We start from the raw sequence: 24,447 nt of genomic DNA on the forward strand, positions 1-24,447 counted from the left end.
GCGCAGGCGCCCCGGCGACCCGCGACCCGAGACCCGGCGGCGATCCCCGCGCGCCTTTCCCCCTGGCGCAAGAACAGGGACGGCCAGCCAGCGGGGCGCCGGCCCCCCGGCATCACACCGTCCGCATCACACGGTCGGCGGCTGGCGGCGGCGCGCGTCCCAGCCGCCCAGTTGCTCATCCTTCGGCTCGCGCGGCGGCGTCTGCCCGGCCAGGCGCAGGGTGCGCTCCAGCAGCACCTCGTAGATGGGCTTGCCGCCCAGCCCCTCGGCCACCACGTTGGCGGTGACGCAGGTGATGATCACCGGCACCATCAGCACATAGGCGCCGGTCAGCTCCGCCACCAGCACCATGCCCACCAGCGGCGCGCGGATGGTGGAGGAGAACAGGCCGCCCATGGCCGCCACCGCGAACGCCACCATCGCCCCCGGCGGCAGCGGCACCGCCAGGTCCAGCAGCATGGCGGCCAGCAACCCCACCGACGTGGCGAGGGCGAGGATGGGCGCGAAGATGCCGCCCGGCACGCCGGTGGAGTAGCTCGCCAGGGTCATGACGAAGCGGATCAGCACCACCATGGCCAGGGTCGCCAGGGTCAGGGGATGGGTGGCGAGCTGCACCGCCAGCGCCTCGCCGCCGGTGGTCGCCTCCGGACGCAGCAGCAGCAGCGGGCCGATGGCCGCGCCCACCACCAGCGGCACCAGATAGGGCGACACCTTGAGCCCGATGCCCCGCGACAGGTCCAGCGCCGCCACCAGGGCCCAGTTGAAGATGACGCCGAGCACGCCGAGGATGACGCCGAGCCCGGCGAAGGCCGGCAGCAGCCAGAACGGCATCTCAAGCGCCTGCATGCCCATCATGGGGCCCGAGCCGCCGGCCATCTCGGTGACGACGGCGCTCACAACCGAGGCGATGATGACGGCGCTGTAGGTGCGCAGGCCATAGGGAAACTGCCGCCGCGTCTCCTCGATCACGAACAGGATGGCCGCCAGCGGCGCGTTGAAGGCGGCGGCAAGGCCCGCCGCGCCGCCGGCCGCCAGCAGGCCGCGCCCGTCGCGGGTGCCGAGCACGAAGCCGTCGCCCACCGCCTTGGCCAGCGAGGCGCCGATGTGGATGGTCGGTCCCTCGCGCCCCAGCACCAGGCCGGAGCCGAGGGACAGGATGCCCGCCACGAACTTCACCGGCAGGATGCGTTTCCAGCGCACCTCGCGCTGGCCGTCGAGGGCGCCCTCGATCTCCTGCACGCCCGAACCCGCCGCCTCCGGCGCGAAGATTCGCACCAGCGCCACCGACACCAGCACCATGAGGGCGGAGACCCCGGCCAGCACGCCCAGCGCCTGCGCCCCCTCGAAATACTGCAGCACCAGCCCTGCCCAGCCCAGCGCGGCGGTGGAGAGCTGGTGGAACGCCGCGCCCACCGCCCCAGCCATCGCCCCCACGAGCACTGCGAGGAAGTAATAGGCGGCATCGCTCATGACGCGCGGCGGATCGCCGCCGGTCGCCTCGGCTTCGGCAGAGAGCGGCGCGCCAGAGGTCGGCGCAGCGGCAGCAGGTTCACCCATGGCGGCTCATCCGTGGTGCAGGCGCGCCGCCGGAACTGGGACGCCCTTTTCCCTTAGAGCATTTTCGCACCGCATTAAAACGAATGTGCGCCCCGCTACCACCACTTAGTCGCAGGTCGCGAGGCGCACCGGATCGGCGGCCTCCGGCAGCAGCGCGCCCACGGGGCGGCAGGACCCGGCGACGCACACCCGCCAGTCGGCGGTGGCGCCGGACCGGCGCAACAGCACCTCCGGTTGCGCCGGCAGGCGGGGATGGGCCACATAGAAGCCGTCCCTCAGTTCCGCGCCGTCGGGCGGCTCCATGCCAGCCCCCGAGCCCTCCACCCGCACCTCGACCAGTTCCAGCCCGGCGGGCGTCGCCCGCCAGGTCTCGCGCCACTCGGTCCGCTGCACCGAATGGGTCCAGGCCAGGGTGAAGACGGCGGCGAGCCGCACCACGACCCCGCCGCCCGCCAGACAGGCGACCACCGCCATCGCCGCCGCCGGTCAAGCGGTTGCCGCGCGGCCGGCGCGGGTGCGCCAGATATGCCAGGCGACGAAGGCCGCCGAGGTGAGCCACCCCACCTCGTCGGTCCAGGGCATGGACAGGATGAGCAGCGCCGCGGCGGCGAAGGCGACGAGGCGCTCCGCCACGCTGAGCGGCGACAGCAGGTAGCCGGTGGCGGTGCCCGCCCACAGGATGATGGCCAGAACCGCCTTCACGAACACATAGGCCACCGCCGGCCAGAAGCCGATGATCGCCGCCATGGGGTCGCCGTCCTGCAGCATCAGGGCCGGCGAATAGACCGCCATGAACGGCGCCACGTAGCCCGCCAAAGCGATGCGGGTGGCGATCCAGCCGATGGCCTGCCCGGAGACGCCGGCGATGGGCGCCGCCGCGAACGCCGCCAGCGCCACCGGCGGGGTGAGGTCGGCCATGATGCCGAAATAGAAGACGAACATGTGGCTGACGATCAGCGGCACCCCGAGCGCCAGCAGCGCCGGCCCGGCGATGGAGGCGGTGATGATGTAGTTGGGGATGGTGGGCAGCCCCATGCCGAGGATCAGGCACGCGACCATGGTCAGGATCAGCGACAGGAACAGCGAGCTCTTGCCCACCTCCACCACGAAGGTGGCAAACGTGGTGGCGACCCCGGTGAGGGTGAACACGCCGATCATGGTGCCCACCAAGGCGCAGGCGATGCCCACCGGCAGCGCGTTGCGGGCGCCGTCCGCCATGCTCTCGATGCTGAGCGCCAGGGTCTGCCGCCCGCCCTTCACGAACACCAGCAGCGCCACCAGCGCCGCCACCGCCGCCGCCACCCCGTTGATGCCGTATTCGAGGAAGCTCGCCGCCGACAGGCCGAGCACGATCCAGAACACCAGCCGCAGGCCCTGGGGGCCGATCAGCCGCGCCACCGGCGTGCCGAGCACGATGAGGGCGGTGAGCGCCAGCCCCACGGTGCCCGCGAACAGCGGCGTGTAGCCGGAGAACAGCAGCCACACCAGCGCCGCCAGCGGCAGCAGCAGGAACCAGTTCTTCCGCAGCGCCTGGAGCGCGTTCGGACACTGCGCCTTGGGCAGGCCGGAGAGGCCGTGCTTGCCCGCCTCCAGGTGCACCATGGCGAACACGGTGAAGAAATAGAGAAACGCCGGGATCACCGCCGCCGTAGCGATCTCCGCATAGGGCACGTCGATGGTCTCGGCCATGATGAAGGCCACTGCGCCCATGACCGGCGGCATGATCTGCCCGCCCATGGAGGCGGTGGCCTCCACCGCGCCGGCGAACGCCGGCCTGTAGCCGAAGCGCTTCATCAGCGGGATGGTGAAGGCGCCGGTGGTCACCACGTTGGCCACCCCGGAGCCGTTGATGGTGCCCATGAGCGCCGAGGAGATGACCGCCACCTTGGCCGGTCCGCCGCGCGCGTGGCCCACCGTGCCCATGGCAAGGTCGTTGAAGAGCTGGATCATCCCCGCCCGCTCCAGGAACGCGCCGAACAGGATGAACAGGAAGATGAAGGAGGACGACACATAGGTGGGCGTGCCGTAGATGCCCTCGGTGCCCAGGAACATCTGGTCCACCACCTGCACATAGTCGAACGGGCGGTGGTCCAGCGGCGCCGGCAGGTATTGGCCGAACAGGCCGTAGAGGATGAAGGCGGCGCAGATCAGCGGCAGCGCCGCCCCCATCAGCCGGCGCGAGCCCTCGAACACCAGCGCCACCGCCAGCGTGCCCACCACGATGTCGAGGGTGGACGGGTCGCCGGCCCGGGCGATGAGGTCGGAATAGAACACCCAGTGGTAGAGGCCGACCACGAAGGACAGGATGCCGAGCCCCCACAGCGCCAGCCGGTCCGCCCCGCGCCGGTGGTTGCCGGCGATGGCGAACACCACCAGCAGCAGGAAGCCCACGTGCACCGAGCGCACGATCTGGCTCGGCAGCGGGCTCCAGGCGGCGGTGACGATCTGGAAGGTGGAGAAGGCGACTGCGATCCAGAACACCGCCCGCCCCCACGCCGCCGGCCCCCAGGTCAGGTCCAGCAGCGCGTCGTCCACCACCACGGCGGCGCCGTGGTCGGGGTCCTTGAGGTCGTGGCTCACTGGGGGGGTGGTTTGGGGCGTGTGCAGGGCTTGCGTCATGATGGATCGGGCTCTGGCAAGGGACGCGGGAAAAGACACGGGAACGGATGCGGGACGACGCCGGGGCGGACGGCCCGTGCGCCGAAGCCCTGTGGGCCGACCGGCGGAGCGGCGAATCGGCCGGCACGGCCGGGGCCCGGCCCTGACCAGGTCGGATGCACCGGCCGGCTGCGCGGGGCGGCGACGCGGAGCAACTTGCCGAATCGGATGGCCAAACCGAATGACGAAGTCGGCTCCCCAGGGTCGGATCAGAAAGTCGGAGGACGACGTCGGCCCACCGGCCCGGATGGCCGGATCAGAGCACCACCCCGGCTCCCCAACCCGGGCTGCCACCCCGACTTGCCAACACGACTTGCCAACACGACTTGCCAACACGACTCGCCGGCTCGGGCCCGCCGTTGGCGGCTCCCCTGTCGGGAGACGGGCGCGCCACCCGGGCCGGGTGGGGTCGCGCGCCCCGGGCGAAGCGGCGCGCGGGGCGGCGCGCGGAACCGCCCAAGTTTCATCCCCGTGCTGCCGGGACGGAGGCCGGAAGGTCAGGCGACCGGCGGCCGCCACACCCGCCACACCCGCCGCACCCGAAGGAGCTGCGCGCGCCGGACGGGCGGCGCCCTCAGGGCGTCACGCCCTTCTCCTTGAAGAACTTCTCGGCACCGGGGTGGAACGGCACCGGCGAGCCCTTCATGGCATTCTCGAGCTTGATGCCCTTGGCCGCGGCATGCGCCGCCGCCAGCTCCGGCAGGTTCTCGTAGATGGCCTTGGTGATGGCGTAGACCTCGGCGTCCTTGAGGTCGGCGCGGGTGACCAGGAAATTGGGCACCGCCGCCGTCGGCACGTCCACGGCCTGGCCCTCATAGGTGTTGGCCGGAATGGAGGTGGAAAGGTAGGGCGGGCCGATCTTCGCCACCACGCTGGCGGGCACCTCCACCACCACGATCGGCACCGAATTGGCGAGGTCCTTGATGGAGGCGACGCCAAGGCCGGCCGACTGCAGGGTGGCGTCGAGCTGGCGGTTCTTCATGAGTTCCACGGATTCGGCGAACGGCAGGTATTCGATCTTGCCGAGGTCGGCATATTTCAGCCCCGCCGCGCCCAGGATGGCGCGGGCATTGAGCTCGGTGCCCGAGCGCGGCGCGCCGACGGAGAGGCGCTTGCCCTTCAGGTCGGCGATGGTCCTGATGCCGGAGTCCTTGGCGGCGACGATCTGGATGTAGTTGGGATAGATGCCGCCCAGTGCCCGCACCTTGGTCAGCGGCGCCTTGAAGCCCGCCTCTTCCTTGCCGGCGGCGCCGTCGGCGAGGCTGTCGGCCAGGGTGAAGGCCACCTCGCCCTTGCCCTGCTGGATCAGGTTCAGATTCTCCACCGAGGCCTTGGTGGCCTGCACCGAGGGCCGTGCATCGGGCACCTTCTCACCGATGAGCTTGGAGACCGCGACCCCCAGAGGGTAATAGACCCCCGAGGTGCCACCGGTGAGGACATTGACGAACTCGGCCTTGGCCACCACCGGCGCCAGAGCCAGCGCCGACGCAAGCGCCGCCGTGAGGACACGGAGCATGGGCGTTCTCCCGAATGTTATTGGTCTTTAGTGTTAAGGGGAGGCTAACGCCTGCGCCCGCAAAGGCCAGCATCTTTTACCCATATTGAACTAAAGTCTAATAAGTCGGTGCGGGGCCCGGCAGGCCCCGCCCACAGCCGATGACGAGGGGCCCATGCCGGCGGAAAAGGACATTCTCCTCGCGCTGTTCGAGGCGGCGCTGGCCGCTGCGCTGCCGGACGGCAAGTTCAAGGGCCGGCTGCCGGAGCCGCCCCGGGGCCGTACCCTGGTGCTCGGCGCCGGCAAGGCGGCGGCGCGGATGGCCCGCGCGTTCGAGCAGGAGTGGGGCCGGCCCTGCGCCGGCCTGGTGGTCACCCGCTATGGCCATGGCTGCGCGACCCGCCATGTGGAGGTGGTGGAGGCCGGCCATCCGGTACCCGACGCCGCCGGGCAGGAGGCCACCCGGCGCATTCTGGAGCTGGCGCGCGGGGCCGGGCCGGACGACCTGGTGGTGTGCCTTATGTCCGGCGGTGCCTCGGCGCTGCTGACCGCGCCGGCCCCGGGGCTGACCCTGGCCGACAAGCAGGCGCTGAACGCGGCGCTGCTGCGATCGGGCGTGCCCATCACGCAGATGAACCTTGTGCGCAAGGCGGTTTCGGCGGTGAAGGGGGGCCGGCTGGCGGCGGCCATTCATCCGGCGCGGACCGTGACCTACCTCATTTCCGACGTGCCGGGCGACGATCCGGCCGTCATCGGCTCCGGCCCCACCATTCCGGCGCCCTCCAGCCCGCAAGCCGCGCTGGAGGTGCTGGCGCGCCACGCCATCCCGGTGCCGCCGCAGGTGGCAGCGGCCATCCGCGCCAACGGCGTGAACGATCTCCTGCCGCCGCCCGAGATCCACCTCATCGCCACGCCGCTGATGGCGCTCGAAGCCGCCGCCGCGCGGGCGCGGGGGCTCGGCCTGACGCCGCTCATTCTCGGCGACGCCATCGAGGGCGAGGCCCGGGCGGCAGGCACCGTGCTCGCCGGCATCGCCCGGTCGGCGGCCACCCACGGCCAGCCCGCGCGCCCGCCCTGCGTGCTGCTGTCCGGCGGCGAGACCACGGTGACCGTGCGCGGCACCGGGCGGGGCGGCCGCAATGGCGAGTTCCTGCTGGCCTTGACCGCGGCCCTCGACAGCCATCCCGGCATCGCCGCCCTCGCCTGCGACACCGACGGCATCGACGGCACCGAGGACAATGCCGGCGCCTGGAGCGATTCGAGCACTCTTGAGCGCGCCCGCGCGCGCGGCCTCGGCGCAGAGGCGGCGCTGGCCGGCAACGACGCCTACGGCTTCTTCGCCGCCCTCGGCCAGCTGGTGACCACCGGCCCCACATTGACCAACGTCAATGATTTCCGGGCCATCCTGGTGCAGGGAGGCTCTGCTGCGCCCGACCGGTGAAAAGATCGCGGCCGAATGTGGGCGTGCGCACGCGATGATGTCGCACCGGGGCTGCGCGTGGCGCATAGCGCCGGCAGATCGAGCGCTGGCAATACTTTGCCATGTGGAAGCCGTGCTGAAAAGCCAATCCTTAACGGATGGTTAACGTCAGCACCCTTGACCTTTGCTGCGCTGCACACAATTAAGGAACCCTGGAGGAACTGGAGGGCTTCATGACGCCAAGTCTGGAGACCAACATGACCGAAGAGGTCACACCGGGGATCATCCGCAAGCTTTGGGCCGGAGAGGCTGAGATCTTCAAGGATCACCTCCTGCGGCTCGATGTGGAGAGCCGCCGGCTCAGATTCGGCTCTGCGGTGTCTGCCGAATTCATCGAGCGATACGCGGCGCGGGCGTTCCGCACCGGCGCGATCGTTCACGGCTATTTCGTCGACGGCACGCTGAGGGCCGCGGCGGAGCTTTACCCCATGGGCGACGTGCTGCCCGGGGAAGCGGAGGCCGCGTTCAGCGTCGAACGCGAGTTCCAAAATCACGGCCTGGGCACCCAGCTTCTGGAACGGGTGATCCTGGCGGCGCGCAATCGCGGCATCCGCACCCTGTGCCTCAACTGCCTGGCGCGGAACCGGCGGATGCAGCAGATCGCCCGCAAGTTCGACGCCGAGCTGAGCTTCGACACGGACGAAGTGATGGCGGCGCTGAAGGCCCCCTTCCCCACCGCCCTGTCGCTGGCGCGGGAGGCGGCGGCAGACGCCCAGGGCATGGCCGGCGCCATGCTCCAGGCCCAGCGCCTGGCCACCGGGCGGCTGTTCGAATTGTTCATGCCCGCCAATGACGAGCGCGCGCTGGAGGCCACCGGCTCCTGAGGAGCGGAGGGAGCAGCGGCGCCGGCGGGCGCGAGATCGACGGGAGGCGGCGCCGGAAGCGCCGCCTTTTTCGTCACCGGCCCCGAGGCCTCAATGACCCACGGTCTTGGAAAACAGGTTCACCACCGCCACCCCGGCGACGATGAGGCCAAGGCCGATGATGGCCGGCCAATCGAGCGCCTGACCGTAATAGATCCAGGCGAAGGCGGCCACCAGCACGATGCCCACCGCCGACCAGATGGCATAGACCACGCCCACTGGCAGCTCGCGCACGGTGATGGACAGGCAATAGAAGGCCACCACATAGCCGAAGCCCACCACCAGGGAGGGCACCAGCCGGGTGAAGCCCTCGGTGGACTTGAGGGCGGACGTGGCGATCACCTCGGCGACGATGGCGATGGCGAGATAGAAATAGCTCATGGAGGCGCGACGGGCGCGGCGCGCGGCGCCGCCGTTCGAGGGATGACCGGCGAACCGGCGCGGGAGAGGTGGAGCGGGATGCACGACGCGGAGCGCGTAGCGCTCCGGTACGGTGCGCCACACGACACACCCACCCGCGACGCACCGGATGGACTTTCTTTTGAGGAAAAATATATCCTCATACCGAAAGGTCCACAAGAGCGATCGGAGACCGCGCCCGCGGCGCCACGGCCCGCATGGACCTTGGTCCCGCGCCTCGATGTCCGCGCCGCACATGCTGTCCATGAGGCCCCGATCCATGAGACATCAACCCATGGCGCCTCAACTCCATTTCCAGGGGCGCGTGCCGGGCTGGCGGCCGAACCAGGGACCGCCCGCCCCCCCTGGCGCCGCGGCATCGCCGGCCGAGCGCATCCGTGCCGTTCGGACCGGAGCGGCCCCCGACCGTGGCATGGCCGGCAGCCCGAAGCGGAGCCAGAGGCGACGCTCGGTCCTGCCCCAGAAGCGGCGCGGGCAGACAATTCCACCGGGCCTTCCCGCCGATGGTCCGGACCGGCTCTTAGGGCCAGGCCCCGCGCGGCGGCGCTCATCGAACAGGACCGCCCACGGCCGGGCATAGCCGGAAAATCCGGAGCAGAGCCGGCGCCGGGCGCTCGGTCCTGCCGCCGGGGCGACGGGCGCGGGCAAATCCACAGGGCCTCCGCCGCGCTGACGGCCCGGTCCAGCTCTCATCCCATCCGCCCCGGTCTTCGACCGGCGCTAAGCGGGTCCGCTCGAGCGACGCGTGGACTGGACCAAAGGCCCATGAGGCAAGCCCACGGGCCTTTGGCATGAGTGGGCGAGGCCGCGCGGCGGCGGCGATCGGGCGGGACCGGAGCCTCGGGCGGAGCGGAGCCGGCGGCGCTCTCGCCACCATGCCGGGGGAGCGACGCGGGCGGCCCCTTCCACCTTGCCTCCGCCGCCGATGGCCGGGCCGCCTCGCGGCGGACGATGCCGCGACGCCGCGCTCAATGGAAGTTCCGTCCCTTGGGCATGACGGCCGCGGGACGGGCATCCCGGTTCCGCCCCACGTCGGCGGCGCCGGGCTCGCCCAGGCGTTCCAGCAGCGGGCTCCAGTCCGCCACCGTGTCCGCCACCAGATGGATCACGCCGCCCGCGTTCTGGAGCCGGCCGGACACCATCGCCAGCCGCGCGCCCAGCACCTGCGGGCGAAAGGCCTCGAACACCCTGGGCCAGACGATGACATTGGCCCATGCCGCCTCGTCCTCCAGGGTCATGAAGATGACGCCGCTGGCGGTGCCCGGCCGCTGGCGCACCAGCACCAGGCCGGCCAGCACCACCCGGCGCCCGCTGGCCATGCGCGGCAGCTCCACCGCCGGCGTCACCCCCCGCTGCCGCAGGTCCTCGCGCAGGAAGGCCAGCGGGTGCGCCTTCAACGACAGCTTCAGATGGCGATAATCGGCCACCACCTGGGCTCCCGGCGGCAAGGCCGGCAGATCCACGTCGGCCTCGCGCGCCGCTCCCTCGGCGCCCAGGGCGGGGCCGGCGGCACGGAACAGCGGCAGGTCGTCCTTGTCGCCGGACCGGCGCAGCCCTCGCACCGCCCACAGCGCCGCGCGCCGGTCGAGACCGAGGGCGCGGAACGCGTCCGCATCCGCCAGCTTCTCCAGGGTCGCGGGGGCAAGGCCGGTGCGCAGCCACAGGTCGCGCACGGAATCGTAGCCGGCCCCGCGCGCCGCCACCAGGCGCTCCATCTCGTCCGACCGCAGCCCTTCCACCTGCCGGAAGCCGAGCCGCAGGGCATGGGTGGTGAGAATGTCGCCGGCCATGGCGCGATGGCGCGGGTCGAGCCGCCGCCGCGCCGGGATGCCGCTCTCCTCCGGTCCCACGCCCGCCTCCCCTGCCGGCATGGGCGGGTGGGGGAGCGCGCCCGGGCGAGGCGCTGGCGCGGCCGGAGCCTCGACGACCTCCGGCTCCAGCGTGTGATCCCAGCAGGAGGCGTTCACGTCCACCTCCCGCACCTCCACCCCATGCTCGCGGGCATCGCGCACCAATTGGGCGGGGGCGTAGAAGCCCATGGGCCAGGCATTCAGGAGCCCGGCCGCGAACACATCCGGATAGCGGCACTTCAGCCAGGCCGAGCAATAGACGATGAGGGCGAAGCTCTCCGCATGGGAGCGTGGGAAGCCGTAGGAGCCGAAGCCCTCGATCTGCTTCCACAGGCTCTCGGCGAAGTCGCGCGTGTAGCCGTTCCGCAACATGCCGGCGATGAGCTTGGCGTGGAAGGTGCCGATGGTGCCCACCCGCTTGAAGGTGGCCATGGCGCGCCGGAGCGCGTCCGCCTCCCCCGGCGAGAACCCGGCGCCGACGATGGCGATCTGCATCGCCTGCTCCTGGAACAAAGGCACGCCGAGGGTGGATTTCAGCACCTTTTCCAAGGCCTCTGAGGGGTAGCTCACCGGTTCGAGCCGCTGCCGGCGCCGCAGATAGGGATGCACCATGCCGCCCTGGATAGGACCGGGCCGCACGATCGCCACCTCCACCACCAGGTCGGCGAATTCCGCGGGGCGCAGACGCGGCAGCATGGTCTGCTGGGCCCGGCTCTCCACCTGGAACACGCCGATGGAATCGGCGCGCTGCAGCATGGCATAGACCCGCGCGTCATCGAACGGGGCATCGCCGATGCGCGCCATCTCCACCCCGTAATGGGCGCCAAGCAGGGCGAAGCACCTGCGCAGGGCGGTGAGCATGCCGAGCGCCAGGATGTCCACCTTGAGCAGGCCGACGGTCTCCAGGTCGTCCTTGTTCCACTCGATGATGGGCCGCTCCTCCATGGCCGAGCGGGTCAGCGGCACGGTCTCGTCAAGCCGGTCATGGGTCACCACCATGCCGCCCACATGCTGGGAGAGATGGCGCGGGCAGCCGATGAGGGCGCGCGTCAGCTCCAGCACCCGGGCGAGGCGCGGCTCGTCCGGGTCGAGGCCGAGCCGGCGCGCCTCCCCGGCCTCGACCCCACCCGAGGACCAGCCCCAGACCGAGCCGGCCAGCGCCGACACCAGGTCCTCCGACAAGCCGAACGCCTTGCCCACGTCCCGCACCGCCGAACGCGAGCGGTAGGTGATGGTGGTGGCCGCCAGTCCCGCATGGGCGGCGCCATAGCGGCGATAGATGAAGGCCAGCACCTCGCCGCGCCGCTCGTGCTCGAAATCGATGTCAATGTCCGGCGGCTCGCCGCGCTCCTGCGAGATGAAGCGCTCGAACAGAAGCTCGGTCTTCATCGGGTCCACGTCGGTGATGCCGAGGCAGAAGCACACCGCCGAATTGGCCGCCGACCCGCGCCCCTGGCACAGGATGCCCTGGCCGCGGGCGAAGGCCACGATCTCGTGCACGGTGAGGAAATAAGGCGCGTAGGACAGGGTGCCGATGAGCGCCAGCTCATGGTCCAGCGCCTTGATGACCTTGTCCGGCACCCCACCGGGATAATGGGCATGGGCGCCGGCCCAGGCCAGGGACTCGAGCGCGGCCTGGGGGCTGGCGAACCCCTCCCGCGTCTCGCGCGGATAGCTGGGCCGCAGTTGATCCAGCGAGAAGGCGAGGCTGGAAAAGAAGGCCTCGGTCTGCGCCACCGCCTCCGGCGCGGCCCGGTAGAGGCGGGCCATCTCCGCCGCCGGCTTCAGGTGCCGCTCGGCATTGGCGGACAGGCGCCCGCCGGCCGCATCCAGCGTCACCCCCGCGCGGATGGCGGTCAGGACATCCTGCAGCGGGCGCCGGTCGGCGTCGTGGTACAGCACGTCCAGGGTGGCGAGGAGGGGCAGGCGCGCCGCGCCCGCCACCGCCTTCAGCCGGGCGAGGCGGCGGGCATCGTCGCCCTGGAACGCGAGCGGCGCGGCGAGCCACAGCCGGCCCGGCGCCGCCTCCCCCAGGCGCGTGAGCAGCGGGGCGAACGCCTCCGGCGGGCGGCGCGGCGGCATCACCGCGAGGTTCAGTCCCTGCGCCCAGTTCAGCAGATCATCCAGGGCGAGGACGCAGTCGCCCTTCTCCGCCCGCATGTTGCCGGTCGTGAGCAGGCGGCACAGCCGGCCGTAGGCGGCGCGATCCTGGGGATAGGCGAGGATGTCGGGGGTGCCGTCGGCGAACGCCAGCCGCGCGCCCACGGCCAGGGGGAAGCCCTGGGCCTTGGCCTTGGCATGGGCGCGCACCACGCCGGCCAGGGTGTTGCGGTCGGCGATGCCGATGCCGCGATGCCCCAGCGCCTCCGCCGCCGTCACATAGTCCTCCGGATGCGAGCCGCCGCGCAGGAATGAAAAGTTGGTGGTGACGGCCAGTTCCACGAAAGGCGGAACCGGGGGACGCGGCGCCGCGCCTTGCGGACGATCGCCCGCAAGGCGCGCCGGGGGCCAGTGGGAGAGCGAAGGGGGGAGCGATGAAGAGGCCATGGCCTTACCCGAACAGGCCGTGGATGAACCATGCCGGCCGGCCGGCCTCCTGGCCGTAGAGGCCGGCGCGGAACAGCCAGAAGCGCCGGCCGGAGGCCGTCTCCACCCGGAAATAGTCGCGGGTGGGCAGATCGGCCCCGGACCGCCACCATTCGGCGGCGATCCGCTCCGGCCCCTCGGCCCGCAACACCTGATGCAGCACCCGCCGCCAGCGGAAGCGCAGCGGCGGTCCGGCCGGGACCTCGGCCACCACCTCCACCGGCTCCGGCGACTCCAAAAGGCGCGGCGGCCGGGCCGGGCCGGCGAGATCCGGCGCGGCGGCCGGGCATGGGCAGGGCCGGGCGGCCCCGGGCGCCGCCGCCCGGCGTCCGCCCGGCGCGCGCGCGCCGCCGGGCACGGGGCCCTTCCCGCCAGCGGGGGAGAATGGGACAGGACGGCCCCCGTCCAGCCGCAACGCGGGGGCGCCGCCCCGCCCGGCACGGGCGTCCGGCCCGGCACGGGCGTCCGGCACGGGCACTCCCATGTCATTCCCCCTGGCGTCGCATTCGTCCTTCGGCGCGGCTCCCCGCCCTCCCCCCCGGCCGGTGGGAATCTCAGGCGGCGCCTGTTCCTCCGGAGCGGTCGCGCCCACCTCGCCGTCTCCCCCCTCCGCAGGGGAAGGAGGCGGGAAATGACGCCCGTCCACGGGCCACAGAGTGGCGCGGGCCTCCGCGCCGCCCGTCCGCCTCCCCCGCGCGGCGGGCGATCCCAAGGCCCGCCGGGCCACGGCCACCTCGCCCCGCTCGACCAGGGCCGAAAAATCCAGGGCCGAGGAACGCTCAGCCAAGGGGGGCTCGACCAAGGGGGGCTCGACCAAAGGAAACTCGACGAAGGGGAGCGCGGCGGAGAGCGTCTGGGCCCGTTTGTCCAGGGCCACAACCGCCTCCGACCAGCCGCCCGCGCCTTGGGCGGGCACGGCGCGGCAGGCCTCTTCGGGAATGTGGCGGTCCTCCGGCGCCAGGCGCTGCACCTGGGCCGCCCCGAAGCGGATGGCGAGGCGATCCACCAAGGCCTCCAGGGCCTCCCCCCCGTCGGCGCCGAGGCCGGTCGCGCGCGCCGCCGCGTCCCCGCCGTCCAGCCCGTCCTGGGCGGCGACGAGCGGCGCCGTCTCGCGCACCGCCAGCCGCACCAGCTCGAAGCCGAATCCGGGGTCGAGGCTGGACAGGGTCGCCACCTTCTCCGCCAGCAGGCGCCGCACCATGGCGGGATCGCGCAGCGGGCGGCTGGTGCCGATGGATAGGCGCGTCACCCGCCCGTCCACCCGGAACAGGGACAGGTCGAGCCGGCGGGCGCCCACCCCTTGCCGCTCCAGCGCCACGGCGAGGGTGGCGGCGAGCTGGGTGGCAAGACCGAGCACGTCGTCCACCCGCTCCACCGGCTCCACCAGGGCGCGCTCGGCGCAGAAGACCGGCGGGGGAAAGCGATAGTCCACCGCCGAGGGCGCGGCGCCCAGGGCCTCGTCCAGCCGGCGCAGCAGGCCCGGACCGAACCGGGCGGCCAGCGGCGCGCGCGGCTTGCCGTAAAGGTCGCCCACGTGGCGGAAGCCAAGCCGCGCCAGCGCGTCCACCGCCGCCGCGTCAAGCCGCAGGGCGGCGAGCGGCAAGGGCGCGAGAAGCACCGCCAGATCCTCCTCCGCCGGCACCACCGCCCCACCCCCGCCAGCGGCGAAGCGGGCGAGGGCGAAGGCCGCGCCCTGGGTGGCGGCGAGCGCCGCCCGCCCGGTGAAGCCGGCCAGCGCCACCCGCCGCAACAGGTCGCGCACCAGCCCCGCCTCGCCCCCGAACAGGTGGGCGCAGCCGGTCACGTCCAGCACCAGGCCGTCGGCGCCGTCGAGGGAGATGAGCGGCGTATAGCGCTCGCAGGCGTCGGCGATGCGTTCCAGCATCCGCGCGCGGGCGGGGGCGTGGTCCTCGCTCACGTCCAGGTCGGGATGGCGGGCCCGCGCGTCGGCCAGCGACAGGCCGGGAGCAAGGCCCAGGGCGGCGGCGGCGGCATTGACCGCGCACAGCCGCAACGCGTTCCCCCCCGGCGCCGCCACGGCGCGCGGCCGCGCCCGCGCCTCAGGCGACATCCGCCGTTCCAGCAGGTCCGTGGGCAGGCGCGGGAGCACCAGGCTGAGATAGCGCCGGCCCGGCCCGGTGGGCGCCGAGGTCGAAGCGTTCACCACGCTCATCGCCCGTCTCCCCGTCCGGCGCCGGATGGAACCGCCCGTCGCGGACGCTCAGCGGCCAGGCGCCGGTGGGGCCGAAGCGGTTGCGGGTGAGATGCGCCGACAGGCGCGGCGGACCAAGGCCGCCGAAGCCGTCCGGCGCCGGGCTCGGCAGCGCTGAAACACGCCAGCGGGTCAGCGCCGCCGAGGGCGCGGCATCGGCCGCGTGGCGCAGCAACAGGCCGAGACGGCCACTGCCCCGAACCGCGAGGGACAGGCGCCGGGTGGCGGTGAGCACCTCGGGCACGGGCGACAGGCACTCCCCGAGGACCATGGACAGACCCGCGCATTTCAACCCCTCCTCCATCACGAACAACACGTCCTGCGGCTTGCGCACCCGCACCAGCAGCAGCGCTTCCGGCGGCAGGCCCAGCGCCGCCAGCCCCGGCCCATAGAGGCGGCCCGCCTCCCAGCCCGCCCTGTCCTGCTGCGCCAGCAGCACCGGGCGCCGCGCCGTCCGCGCCGCCAGCGCGGCAAGGCCCAGGGCGAAGACGCTCAAGGCGCCCTCGTCCCCCGGGGCCCCGGCCGCCTCGTGCAGCGCCCCGCATGCAAGGCCGCCGCCCAGCGCCGCATCCACATCCGGCGCGCCAAGGCACAGCCGCCGGGGCGCGGCGGCAGCGTTGACACCGCCGCCGTTTCCGCGATCTTCACCGCCCGGCGCCGCCACGCCGCGCTCGATGGCCCCGACGAGGGTGCGCAGGCGCGCGAGATCGGCCGCCGTGCGAGATGCGAGCGGATCTGTCATGACGGTTCGTCCGCCTCATTGTTCCCTGTTTGTTCTTGATAGATTCCGGAACCGGCCGGCAGAGTCAAGCCGCCCTCGGGACGCGGAGCGCGCGCGCCCACCGCCACCGGGCGATGGCCCCAATTGACAGGCCCTTCACCTATAGGTCAACCTCAGGCCCGGTGGACCGCGCCCCGGTCGATCCCCCCGCCCGGACATCGCCGAGGGGGGACGCCGAGAGAGCCACCCGAGAACAACATGCGCCACCCGGCGCGGGAAACGCACACCAGCCTCGCCCGCGCCCCCACCGGACGGCGGAGCGACCGGAGGACCCAGATGCCCCACAGCTCGCCTCACATCCCGTCCGCGCCGGCAGTGCCGTCGCTGCCGCCGGCCCTCGACGGCCGCCTGGCGGTGCCCGCCATCGCCGCGCCGATGTTCCTGGTCTCGGGGCCGGACCTGGTGGTGGAAACCTGCCGGGGCGGCGTTCTGGGCACCTTCCCGGCCCTCAACGCCCGATCGAGCGAGCTCTATCGCGACTGGCTCGACGACATCGCCGGCCGCGCCGCCGCGCCCGCGGACGCTCCGTTCGGCGTCAACCTGATCGTCCACAAGACCAACGCCCGCCTTGCGGCCGACCTTCAGGTGACGGTGGACAAGCGCGTGCCCCTGGTCATCACCTCGCTGGGGGCGGTGCGCGAGGTGGTGGAGGCGGTGCACGCCTATGGCGGCCTCGTGTTCCATGACGTCATCAGCCGGCGCCATGCGGAAAAGGCCATGGAGGCGGGGGTGGATGGCCTCATCGCCGTCTGCGCCGGCGCCGGCGGCCATGCCGGCACCCTGAGCCCGTTCGCCCTCGTCGGCGAGATCCGCCGCTTTTTCGCCGGCACCCTGGTGCTGTCCGGCGCCATCTCCACCGGCGCCCACATCGCCGCCGCGCAGGTGATGGGGGCCGACCTCGCCTATCTCGGCACCCGCTTCATCGCCACCCAGGAGAGCCTGGCCCCGGTGGAATTCAAACAGATGATGCTCGACGCCGCCGCCGCCGACATCCTCTACACCGACGCCATTTCCGGCGTGAACGCCAATTTCCTGAAGCCCTCGATCCTGCGCGCCGGGCTCGACCCCACCGCCCTGAGGGCCCACGGCGGGCTCGACATGGCCAACGAGGCCAAGGCCTGGCGCGACGTATGGTCGGCCGGCCACGGGGTCGGCGCCATCACCGACATCCCCACCGCTGCCGAGCTGTGCGCGCGGCTCGCCCGCGACTATGACGCGGCGCTCGCCCGTGCCGCCGCCCGCGCCACCCGGCGCCGGCCGGACCTCGCCGCCGCCTCCTGAGGCCCCGGGCCCGCCGCCCGGCGCCCGAGCCGGGCGGACCGGAGCCGATCGACTGAGCCGGATGGACCGCGCGGCGCGCGGCCTTTCCGGCCGGGCGCACGCCCTGTCGGCCTCCTATCGCCGGTCCTGGAAGAAGGCGCGCAGCACCTCCGCCGCCTGGCGCTCGGCGATGCCGCCATAGACCTCCGGGGCATGGTGGCAGGTGGGCTGGGAGAAGAAGCGCGGGCCGTTCTCCACCGCCCCGCCCTTCGGGTCCGAGGCACCGAAATAGATGCGCCGCAGCCGCGCGAACGAGGCCGCCCCGGCGCACATGGCGCACGGCTCCAGCGTCACGTAGAGATCGCAGTTCACCAGCCGCTCGGACTTCAGGCGCGCCCCGGCGGCGCGGATCACCAGCACCTCAGCATGGGCGGTGGGATCGTTCAGCTCGCGGGTGCGGTTGCCGTCGCGGGCCAGCACCTCGGTGCCGCGCACCAGCACCGCCCCCACCGGAACCTCGCCCCGCTCGGCCGCCGCCCGCGCCTCGTTGAGCGCCATTTGCATGAAGGTTCCCGACATGGTGTCCCGGCAAGGTTAAGGAGCCTCTCCACGCGACGTGGACACCGGCTCGCGGAAGGAAAACGCGGCGAAACGACGATCCGGGGCCTTCCCTGCTTCAACGACGCGCGAGAAGGCCCCATTGCGCTCGCCGCGCCCCCTCCGGTGTGCTAGAGCCGGCATGAGAGGTTCCATGCCGCACGCGGCGCGGAACAAGCCCATTCCCTTCAATCCATCATGCGCAGGGTGTTCATTCGGCAGGGCTCGATGAACCCGAGCCCTGCCGAACGGACGCATTCGACCCCTTCAATGCCGCGCACATCACCGCCCCGCAAGGACAAGAACAACGTTCCGCGCCAGAAGCGCGAGCTGCCCGCCGCCCCCAGGAAGGAGGCAGAGCGCATCGCCAAGGTGGTCGCGCGCGCGGGCCTCGCCTCCCGCCGGGAGATCGAGGACTGGATCGCCCAGGGCCGCATTGCCGTGAACGGCGAGGTGCTCACCACCCCCGCCGTCACCGTGACCGCGCAGGACGTGATCACCGTGGACGGCGCGCCGCTGCCGGAGAAGGAGCGCACCCGCCTCTTCCTCTACCACAAACCGCGCGGCGTGGTGACCACCAACCGCGACCCGGAAGGCCGCACCACCCTGTTCGAGATCCTGCCCAAGGGCCTGCCGCGCCTGGTCAGCGTCGGGCGGCTCGATCTCAATTCTGAAGGCCTGCTGCTGCTCACCAACGACGGCGGCCTCGCCCGCGTGCTGGAGCTGCCGGAAACCGGCTGGCTGCGCCGCTACCGGGTGCGCGCCAACGGCGAGATCGACCAGGCCAGGCTCGACACCCTCATCAAGGGCATCTCCGTGGACGGCGTGGACTACGGCCCGATCGAGGCCGAGCTCGACCGCGTCCAGGGCGCCAACGCCTGGATCACCGTATCGCTGCGCGAAGGCAAGAACCGCGAGGTGCGCAACGTGCTCGGCGCGCTGGGGCTGAAGGTGAACCGCCTCATCCGCATTTCCTACGGCCCGTTCCAGCTCGGCGACATCCCCGAGGCCAGCGTCGAGGAAGTGCGCACCCGCGTGCTGCGCGAGCAGATCGGCGCCGAGCTGTCCGCCGCCGCCGGCGCCGACTTCGAGAGCCCCCTGGTGGAGCGGGAGCAGGAGTCTCCGCCCGAGACCGCCCAGCGCCTCGCCACCCGCATGTCGCAGGAATATGCCGAGCGGGCGGAACGCCTCGCCAGCAAGGTGCGCGCGCCCAAGCCGCCGGTGCAGGACGAGTTCCGCGCCGCCGGCCCCAGGGTGCGCCAGCGCATCGCCGAGGCCGGCGCCGTCGAAAGCCGGGGCACGGTGGCCGATCGCAAGGGCCGCACCGTGAAGGTGGAGCGCCTCGCACCCGGCGCCGCGCGGGCGGACGAGCGGCCGAGCCGTTCCGGACTCCGCTCCGGCCCACGTCCCGGTGGCAAGGATTTCGACCGGCCCGGGCGCAGCCAAAGGTTCGAAGGTGATGAGCGGCCCCGCCGCCCCTCGCATGGGGGCGGGGATGGCGGGCGGCGGTTCGAGGGCGACCTGCCACAGCGCGGGTTCCGCCCCCGCGACGGCGAGGGCCGGGACGACTTCCGCCTGCGCGCCGACCGGCCGGGACGCGGCTCCGGCCCCGCTGGCGGTGGCGAGACCCGCAGCCCCCCCCGCGGCGAGGGCTTCGGTGCCCGCGCCGAGGGTGACGCACGTGGCCCGCGCGGCTTCCGGCCCCGCGAAAGCGAGGGCCGCGAGGACTTCCGACGCCGGGATGATCGTCCGGCCTCCGGCAAGCCCCCCGGTCGCGGCCATGGGACCGCCGGCGAGGACCGGCGCCCGCCCCGCGGCGAAGGCTTCGGCGGACGACCCGAGGGCGGCGAGCGCGGCCCGCGGGGCAAGAGCTTCGGCAACAAGAGCTTCGGCGACAGGCCCGGCGCCAATCGCGGCCATGGCGCCGGCGGCGAGGACCGCCGTCCGCCCCGCGGCGAAGGCTTCGGCGGACGACCCGAGGGCGGCGAGCGCGGCCCGCGGGGCAAGAGCTTCGGCAACAAGAGCTTCGGCGACAGGCCCGGCGCCAATCGCGGCCATGGGACCGCCGGCGACGACCGGCGCCCGCCCCGCGGCGAAGGCTTCGGCGGACGACCCGAGGGCGGCGAGCGCGGCCCGCGGGGCAAGAGCTTCGGCAACAAGAGCTTCGGCGACAGGCCCGGCGCCAATCGCGGCCATGGGACCGCCGGCGACGACCGGCGCCCGCCCCGCGGCGAAGGCTTCGGCGGACGACCCGAGGGCGGCGAGCGCGGCCCGCGGGGCAAGAGCTTCGGCAACAAGAGCTTCGGCAACAAGAGCTTCGGCGACAGGCCCGGCGGCAATCGCGGCCATGGTGCCGGCGGCGAGGACCGCCGTCCGCCCCGCGGCGAAGGCTTCGGCGACCGGCCGGAACGCAAGGGACCGCCCCAGGAGCGGGGCAAGGCGGGGTTCAAGGGCGGCCCCGCCGGCGCGGGCGGCCGGCCCGGCTTCGGCGGGCGGCCCTCGGGCGGCCCGAAGGGCGGCAAGCCTTTTGGCGCCGGTGGCGGCAAGGGCGGGTTCAAGGGTGGCTCCGGCGGCGGGCGCCCCTCGGCGCCGCGCGGCAAGCGCTGAGCTGAAAGCCCCATGCGCATCGTCGGCGGCGCGCTGAAGGGACGGACGCTGAAGGGGCCCCCCTCCAGCGCCACCCGGCCCACCTCGGACCGGCTCCGCGAGAGCCTGTTCAACGTGCTCGCCCACGCCTATGGCGATCCCTGCGCCGGGGCGCGGGTGCTGGACCTGTTTTCCGGCACCGGCGCGCTGGCCATCGAGGCCCTCTCGCGCGGGGCGCGGTTCGCGCTCATGGTAGAGGAAGCGGCGGGTGCGCGCGCCGTGATCCGCGACAATGTGGATGCGCTCGGCCTCACCGGCGTCACCCGCATTTTCCGTCGCGACGCCACCCGGCTGGGGCCGCTCGGCCCCGGCGAGCCCTACGGCCTGGTCTTCTGCGATCCCCCCTACGGCCGGGACCTGGCCACGACGGCCCTGGCCGGCGCGCGGGCGGGCGGCTGGCTCACGCCCGACGCCCTGCTGGTGGTGGAGGAGCGCACCGGCGCCTTCACCACACCAGACGGCTTCCACGAGTTGGAGCGGCGCCCCTATGACGAGAGCGAACTGATCATCCTGGAACTGACGCCCACCGCCTAGGGCGATCGCGCGGCATCCGGTTCGCGGACAGCGCGCCCGTTGCCTCAGGCATTGGCAGCCCGCGTCCCTGGCCCCGTCCCCGGTTGGCCCCGACCCGGCCCTGGACGGCAAGCGCGCGGGACGCGCGCGGAACCCTCCGCCCCCACCGGTCCCGCATCGGCCGCCGGCGGTGAAAGCCAGGTCCCGGCGGCCTTCCCTCACGGATCCGGCGACGCCTAGCGCTCCGCGCGCATGATCACCGCCATCAGCTCGGCCACCTTGCGGCGCTGGTCCTCGGCGTCGCCGGAGCGAATGGCGTGCTCCACGCAATGGCCCACATGGTCCCGCAACACCTCCTCCTCGACCCGCTTCAAGGCCGCCCGCACGGCGGAGATCTGGGTGATGACGTCGATGCAATAGCGCTCGTCCTCCACCATGCGGGAGAGGCCGCGAACCTGGCCCTCGATCCGGCTCAGGCGTTTGAGGACTTGATCCTTGGTGGGGCTCCGCATGCCTTGCCATATACCCCCATGAGGTATATTCAACAAGCCGGATACCCCCCGGGGGTGTTGGATTCTTGCCGGGCATGCGCCAGCTCAAGGCCGCGCGGAGCGGACGGGCTACAGCTGAACCCGGAGCTTCTGGAGCCGAGAGGACAGCGGCAATGGCCCAAGACCACGCACACGACGGCCATGGACACACCGGCCCGCACCCGGCCGGCGCGTCCGACTGCTGCGGCGGCAAGGCGCCGCCGCCCCTCGACCTGAACGCCCCGCCCCCCTCTGCCGCGAGCCCCGCCACCGCCATCGACCCGGTGTGCGGCATGAGTGTGCCCCTGGGCGCCGACAAGCCCGCCAGCACCTTCGAGGGCAAGACCTATGTGTTCTGCTGCGAGGGCTGCAAGCAGACCTTCGACGCCGACCCCGCACGCGCCCTCGCCAATACCCCACCGCCGCTCGCCCTGCCGCCCCGGCCCGCCAAGTCTGCGGTCATCGCGCCTGCGGCGGGCGATGACCCGGCTGCCGCCGCCTGCTGCGGTGGACACGATCACGCAGGACACGCCCCCGCGTCGTCCGCCCCCCCGGCCAAGGTCAAGGACCCGGTCTGCGGCATGGACGTGGACCCCGCGCCGGAGGCCGGCAAGCCCTTCAACCTTTACAACGGCCGGTCGTTCCATTTCTGCTGCAACGGCTGCAAGGCCAAGTTCGAGGCCAATCCCGAGCCGTATCTCGCCCCGGTCGTCGATCCGGTCTGCGGCATGACGGTGGAGCCCGCCGGCGCGAAATACGCCGCCCGCCACGCCGGCAAGACCTATTTCTTCTGTTCCGCGTCCTGCGAGACCAAGTTCAAGGCCGATCCGGCGGTCTACACCGGCGAGAAGGCGCCACCGCCGCCGGCCTCCGTGCCGGAGGGCACCATCTACACCTGCCCCATGGACCCGGAAATCCGGCAGGTGGGCCCCGGCATCTGCCCCATCTGCGGCATGGCGCTGGAGCCGGAGATCGTCACCCTGGACGAGGGACCCAACCACGAGCTTGCCGACATGACGCGGCGGTTCTGGATCGGCTTGGCGCTGACCCTGCCGGTGTTCGTGCTGGAGATGGGCCAGCACCTCGCCGGCCTGCACCTGCTGCCGCAGCAGACCTCCAATTATGTGCAGGTGCTGTTCGCCACGCCGGTGGTGCTGTGGGTGGGCTGGCCCTTCCTCGTGCGCGCGGCGCTCTCGCTGAAGACACGCTATTTCAACATGTTCACCCTCATCGGCATGGGCACGGGGGTGGCTTATCTCTATTCGCTGGTGGCCACCTTCCTGCCCGGCCTGTTCCCGCCCGAATTCCACACCCATGACGGCGGCGTGCCGGTCTATTTCGAGGCGGCGGCGGTCATCACCGTGCTGGTGGCGCTCGGCCAGGTGCTGGAGCTCAAAGCCCGCGACCAAACCTCCGGCGCCATCAAGGCGCTGCTGTCGCTCGCTCCCAAGACCGCCCTCGTCATCCGCGCCGACGGTACCGACGCCGAAATCGCCCTGGAGCTGGTGGCCCCCGGCAATGCCCTGCGCGTGCGGCCCGGCGAGAAGGTGCCGGTTGACGGCACCGTCACCGAAGGCCGCGCGGTGGTCGACGAAAGCCTCGTCACCGGCGAATCCATGCCGGTGTCCAAGGACGTGGGCGAGAAGGTCATCGGCGGCACGGTCAATTCCTCCGGCGCCTTCGTGATGCGCGCCGACAAGGTGGGCCGCGAGACCGTGCTCGCGCAGATCGTGCAGATGGTGGCCGCCGCCCAGCGCTCGCGCGCACCCATCCAGCGCCTCGCCGACCAGGTTTCCGGCTGGTTCGTGCCGGCGGTGGTGGCCGCCGCCGCCGTCGCCTTCGCGGTGTGGCTGGCGGTGGGGCCGGAGCCGAGCCTCACCTTCGCTCTCATGGCCGCGGTGTCGGTGCTCATCATCGCCTGCCCCTGCGCGCTCGGGCTTGCCACCCCCATGTCGATCATGGTGGGCGTGGGCCGCGGCGCCCAGCTCGGGGTGCTGGTGAAGAACGCCGAGGCGCTGGAGCGCATGGAGAAGGTGGACGTGGTGGTGGTGGACAAGACCGGCACCCTCACCGTGGGCAAGCCCAGGGTGGCGGCGGTGCAGCCCCTGCGCGGCTTCGAGGCCGCCGACGTGCTGCGCCTCGCCGCCAGCCTGGAGCGCGCCAGCGAGCATCCGCTCGCCACCGCCCTGTTGGCCGAGGCCAAGGCCCGCAACCTGCCCCTCGCCGCGCCCACGCAGGTGGAAAGCCCCGCCGGCAAGGGCATCAGCGGCCAGGTGGACGGCCACGCCGTGGTCATCGGCCACGCCGCCTTCCTGGGCGAACATGCCGTGCCCACCGACCACCTCACCGCCGCCGCCGAACGCCACCAGCAGGACGGCGCCACCGCCGTGATGGTGGCGGTGGACGGGCGCGCCGCCGGCGTCATCGCCATCGCCGATCCGGTAAAGGAAACCACCGACGCCGCCCTGAAGCGCCTCGCCCGCGAGGGCGTGCGCGTGGTGATGCTGACCGGGGACAACCGCACCACGGCCCTCGCCGTGGCCAAGCAGCTGGGCATCACCGAGGTGGAAGCCGAAGTGCTACCCGCCCACAAGGCGGCCGTGGTGGAGCGCCTGCGCAAGGACGGCCACGTGGTGGCCATGGCCGGCGACGGCGTGAACGACGCCCCGGCCCTGGCGGTCGCCGACGTGGGCATCGCCATGGGCACCGGCACCGACATCGCCATGGAAAGCGCCGGCATCACCCTGCTCAAGGGCGACCTGTTGGGCATCTCCCACGCCCGCGCGCTGTCGAAGGCCACCATGTCCAACATCCGCCGGAACCTGGTGTTCGCCTTCCTCTACAATGCCGCCGGGGTTCCCATCGCCGCCGGCATTCTCTATCCGGTGCTCGGGCTCCTGCTCTCGCCCATGGTGGCGGCGGCGGCCATGGCCCTGTCGTCGGTGAGCGTCATCACCAACGCCCTGCTGCTGCGGGCGTGGCGGCCCCACTGAGGAGCG

16 protein-coding genes are annotated in these 24,447 nt (G+C 72.6%); 6 read left to right on the forward strand and 10 right to left on the reverse strand.

The window, feature by feature from the left end:
* Positions 1-126 precede the first annotated feature (126 nt).
* From clcA to V5F53_RS12750, 4 genes are all read right to left on the reverse strand, one after another.
* Positions 127-1,557 (reverse strand): H(+)/Cl(-) exchange transporter ClcA, encoded by a 1,431-nt coding sequence (gene clcA / locus V5F53_RS12735; RefSeq protein WP_393997974.1) that lies wholly within the window; start codon positions 1,555-1,557, stop codon positions 127-129.
* Positions 1,558-1,662: 105 nt separating this feature from the next.
* A complete protein-coding gene (locus tag V5F53_RS12740) occupies positions 1,663-2,031 on the reverse strand; it encodes a DUF1850 domain-containing protein (RefSeq protein WP_393997973.1) in 369 nt (122 codons plus the stop codon).
* Between the two features lie 12 nt (positions 2,032-2,043).
* Complete coding sequence (locus V5F53_RS12745) at positions 2,044-4,176, reverse strand: TRAP transporter permease (protein ID WP_393997972.1); 2,133 nt, start codon at positions 4,174-4,176, stop codon at positions 2,044-2,046.
* 613 nt (positions 4,177-4,789) lie between these two features.
* Positions 4,790-5,731 carry a TAXI family TRAP transporter solute-binding subunit gene (locus tag V5F53_RS12750; RefSeq protein WP_393997971.1) on the reverse strand — a complete coding sequence of 314 codons (942 nt, stop codon included), beginning with the start codon at positions 5,729-5,731 and terminating at the stop codon, positions 4,790-4,792.
* Between the two features lie 154 nt (positions 5,732-5,885).
* Here V5F53_RS12750 and V5F53_RS12755 point away from each other — a divergent pair, with 154 nt between their 5' ends.
* Positions 5,886-7,151: a glycerate kinase type-2 family protein gene (locus V5F53_RS12755; RefSeq protein ID WP_393997970.1), complete on the forward strand. Its 1,266-nt coding sequence runs from the start codon at positions 5,886-5,888 to the stop codon at positions 7,149-7,151.
* Positions 7,152-7,363: 212 nt separating this feature from the next.
* The gene (locus tag V5F53_RS12760; RefSeq protein ID WP_393997969.1) at positions 7,364-8,014 is read left to right on the forward strand and encodes a GNAT family N-acetyltransferase; all 651 of its coding nucleotides are present in this window, start codon (positions 7,364-7,366) and stop codon (positions 8,012-8,014) included.
* 90 nt (positions 8,015-8,104) lie between these two features.
* Here the strand turns inward: V5F53_RS12760 and V5F53_RS12765 are convergent, their stop codons facing one another.
* The 4 genes from V5F53_RS12765 to V5F53_RS12780 form a co-directional block, all read right to left on the reverse strand.
* Positions 8,105-8,434, reverse strand: a complete 330-nt coding sequence (locus V5F53_RS12765) for a DMT family transporter (protein ID WP_393997982.1) — start codon at positions 8,432-8,434, stop codon at positions 8,105-8,107.
* 1,007 nt (positions 8,435-9,441) lie between these two features.
* Entirely contained in the window at positions 9,442-12,765 is a 3,324-nt protein-coding gene (locus V5F53_RS12770; protein WP_393997968.1) for an error-prone DNA polymerase, read from the reverse strand.
* Positions 12,766-12,874: 109 nt separating this feature from the next.
* The gene (locus V5F53_RS12775; RefSeq protein ID WP_393997967.1) at positions 12,875-15,082 is read right to left on the reverse strand and encodes a Y-family DNA polymerase; all 2,208 of its coding nucleotides are present in this window, start codon (positions 15,080-15,082) and stop codon (positions 12,875-12,877) included.
* Positions 14,970-15,863, reverse strand: coding sequence for an ImuA family protein (locus V5F53_RS12780; RefSeq protein WP_393997966.1), 894 nt, complete (start codon positions 15,861-15,863; stop codon positions 14,970-14,972). The genes V5F53_RS12775 and V5F53_RS12780 overlap by 113 nt, the downstream gene beginning before the upstream one ends.
* Before the next feature lie 315 nt (positions 15,864-16,178).
* Here V5F53_RS12780 and V5F53_RS12785 point away from each other — a divergent pair, with 315 nt between their 5' ends.
* Positions 16,179-17,183 carry an NAD(P)H-dependent flavin oxidoreductase gene (locus tag V5F53_RS12785; protein WP_393997965.1) on the forward strand — a complete coding sequence of 335 codons (1,005 nt, stop codon included), beginning with the start codon at positions 16,179-16,181 and terminating at the stop codon, positions 17,181-17,183.
* Positions 17,184-17,297: 114 nt separating this feature from the next.
* Here the strand turns inward: V5F53_RS12785 and V5F53_RS12790 are convergent, their stop codons facing one another.
* On the reverse strand, positions 17,298-17,741 hold the full coding sequence (locus tag V5F53_RS12790) for a nucleoside deaminase (protein ID WP_393997964.1): 444 nt from the start codon (positions 17,739-17,741) through the stop codon (positions 17,298-17,300).
* A 288-nt stretch (positions 17,742-18,029) separates the two neighbouring features.
* On the opposite strand from V5F53_RS12790, the gene V5F53_RS12795 reads away from it, so the two are divergent.
* Together V5F53_RS12795 and rsmD are read left to right on the forward strand one after the other, a co-directional pair.
* A complete protein-coding gene (locus V5F53_RS12795; protein ID WP_509212340.1) occupies positions 18,030-20,366 on the forward strand; it encodes a pseudouridine synthase in 2,337 nt (778 codons plus the stop codon).
* Between the two features lie 12 nt (positions 20,367-20,378).
* Positions 20,379-20,939, forward strand: coding sequence for a 16S rRNA (guanine(966)-N(2))-methyltransferase RsmD (gene rsmD, locus V5F53_RS12800; protein WP_393997962.1), 561 nt, complete (start codon positions 20,379-20,381; stop codon positions 20,937-20,939).
* A 215-nt stretch (positions 20,940-21,154) separates the two neighbouring features.
* On the opposite strand, the gene V5F53_RS12805 is transcribed toward rsmD, so the two are convergent.
* On the reverse strand, positions 21,155-21,430 hold the full coding sequence (locus tag V5F53_RS12805; protein WP_393997961.1) for a metal-sensitive transcriptional regulator: 276 nt from the start codon (positions 21,428-21,430) through the stop codon (positions 21,155-21,157).
* A gap of 152 nt (positions 21,431-21,582) precedes the next feature.
* Between V5F53_RS12805 and V5F53_RS12810 the strand changes: the two genes are divergently transcribed.
* Positions 21,583-24,441 (forward strand): heavy metal translocating P-type ATPase, encoded by a 2,859-nt coding sequence (locus V5F53_RS12810; RefSeq protein ID WP_393997960.1) that lies wholly within the window; start codon positions 21,583-21,585, stop codon positions 24,439-24,441.
* Positions 24,442-24,447 lie beyond the last annotated feature (6 nt).

The organism is Xanthobacter cornucopiae, assembly GCF_043195065.2.
Lineage (GTDB): Bacteria > Pseudomonadota > Alphaproteobacteria > Rhizobiales > Xanthobacteraceae > Xanthobacter.

What these genes read in the sequence shown, in the direction of transcription:
- clcA (WP_393997974.1), bottom strand. Translation starts at nt 1,557, where the DNA reads ATGGGTGAACCTGCTGCCGCTGCGCCGACCTCTGGCGCGCCGCTCTCT.
- V5F53_RS12740 (WP_393997973.1), bottom strand. Translation starts at nt 2,031, where the DNA reads ATGGCGGTGGTCGCCTGTCTGGCGGGCGGCGGGGTCGTGGTGCGGCTC.
- V5F53_RS12745 (WP_393997972.1), bottom strand. Translation starts at nt 4,176, where the DNA reads ATGACGCAAGCCCTGCACACGCCCCAAACCACCCCCCCAGTGAGCCAC.
- V5F53_RS12750 (WP_393997971.1), bottom strand. Translation starts at nt 5,731, where the DNA reads ATGCTCCGTGTCCTCACGGCGGCGCTTGCGTCGGCGCTGGCTCTGGCG.
- V5F53_RS12755 (WP_393997970.1), top strand. Translation starts at nt 5,886, where the DNA reads ATGCCGGCGGAAAAGGACATTCTCCTCGCGCTGTTCGAGGCGGCGCTG.
- V5F53_RS12760 (WP_393997969.1), top strand. Translation starts at nt 7,364, where the DNA reads ATGACGCCAAGTCTGGAGACCAACATGACCGAAGAGGTCACACCGGGG.
- V5F53_RS12765 (WP_393997982.1), bottom strand. Translation starts at nt 8,434, where the DNA reads ATGAGCTATTTCTATCTCGCCATCGCCATCGTCGCCGAGGTGATCGCC.
- V5F53_RS12775 (WP_393997967.1), bottom strand. Translation starts at nt 15,082, where the DNA reads ATGAGCGTGGTGAACGCTTCGACCTCGGCGCCCACCGGGCCGGGCCGG.
- V5F53_RS12780 (WP_393997966.1), bottom strand. Translation starts at nt 15,863, where the DNA reads ATGACAGATCCGCTCGCATCTCGCACGGCGGCCGATCTCGCGCGCCTG.
- V5F53_RS12785 (WP_393997965.1), top strand. Translation starts at nt 16,179, where the DNA reads ATGCCCCACAGCTCGCCTCACATCCCGTCCGCGCCGGCAGTGCCGTCG.
- V5F53_RS12790 (WP_393997964.1), bottom strand. Translation starts at nt 17,741, where the DNA reads ATGTCGGGAACCTTCATGCAAATGGCGCTCAACGAGGCGCGGGCGGCG.
- V5F53_RS12795 (WP_509212340.1), top strand. Translation starts at nt 18,030, where the DNA reads ATGCCGCGCACATCACCGCCCCGCAAGGACAAGAACAACGTTCCGCGC.
- rsmD (WP_393997962.1), top strand. Translation starts at nt 20,379, where the DNA reads ATGCGCATCGTCGGCGGCGCGCTGAAGGGACGGACGCTGAAGGGGCCC.
- V5F53_RS12805 (WP_393997961.1), bottom strand. Translation starts at nt 21,430, where the DNA reads ATGCGGAGCCCCACCAAGGATCAAGTCCTCAAACGCCTGAGCCGGATC.
- V5F53_RS12810 (WP_393997960.1), top strand. Translation starts at nt 21,583, where the DNA reads ATGGCCCAAGACCACGCACACGACGGCCATGGACACACCGGCCCGCAC.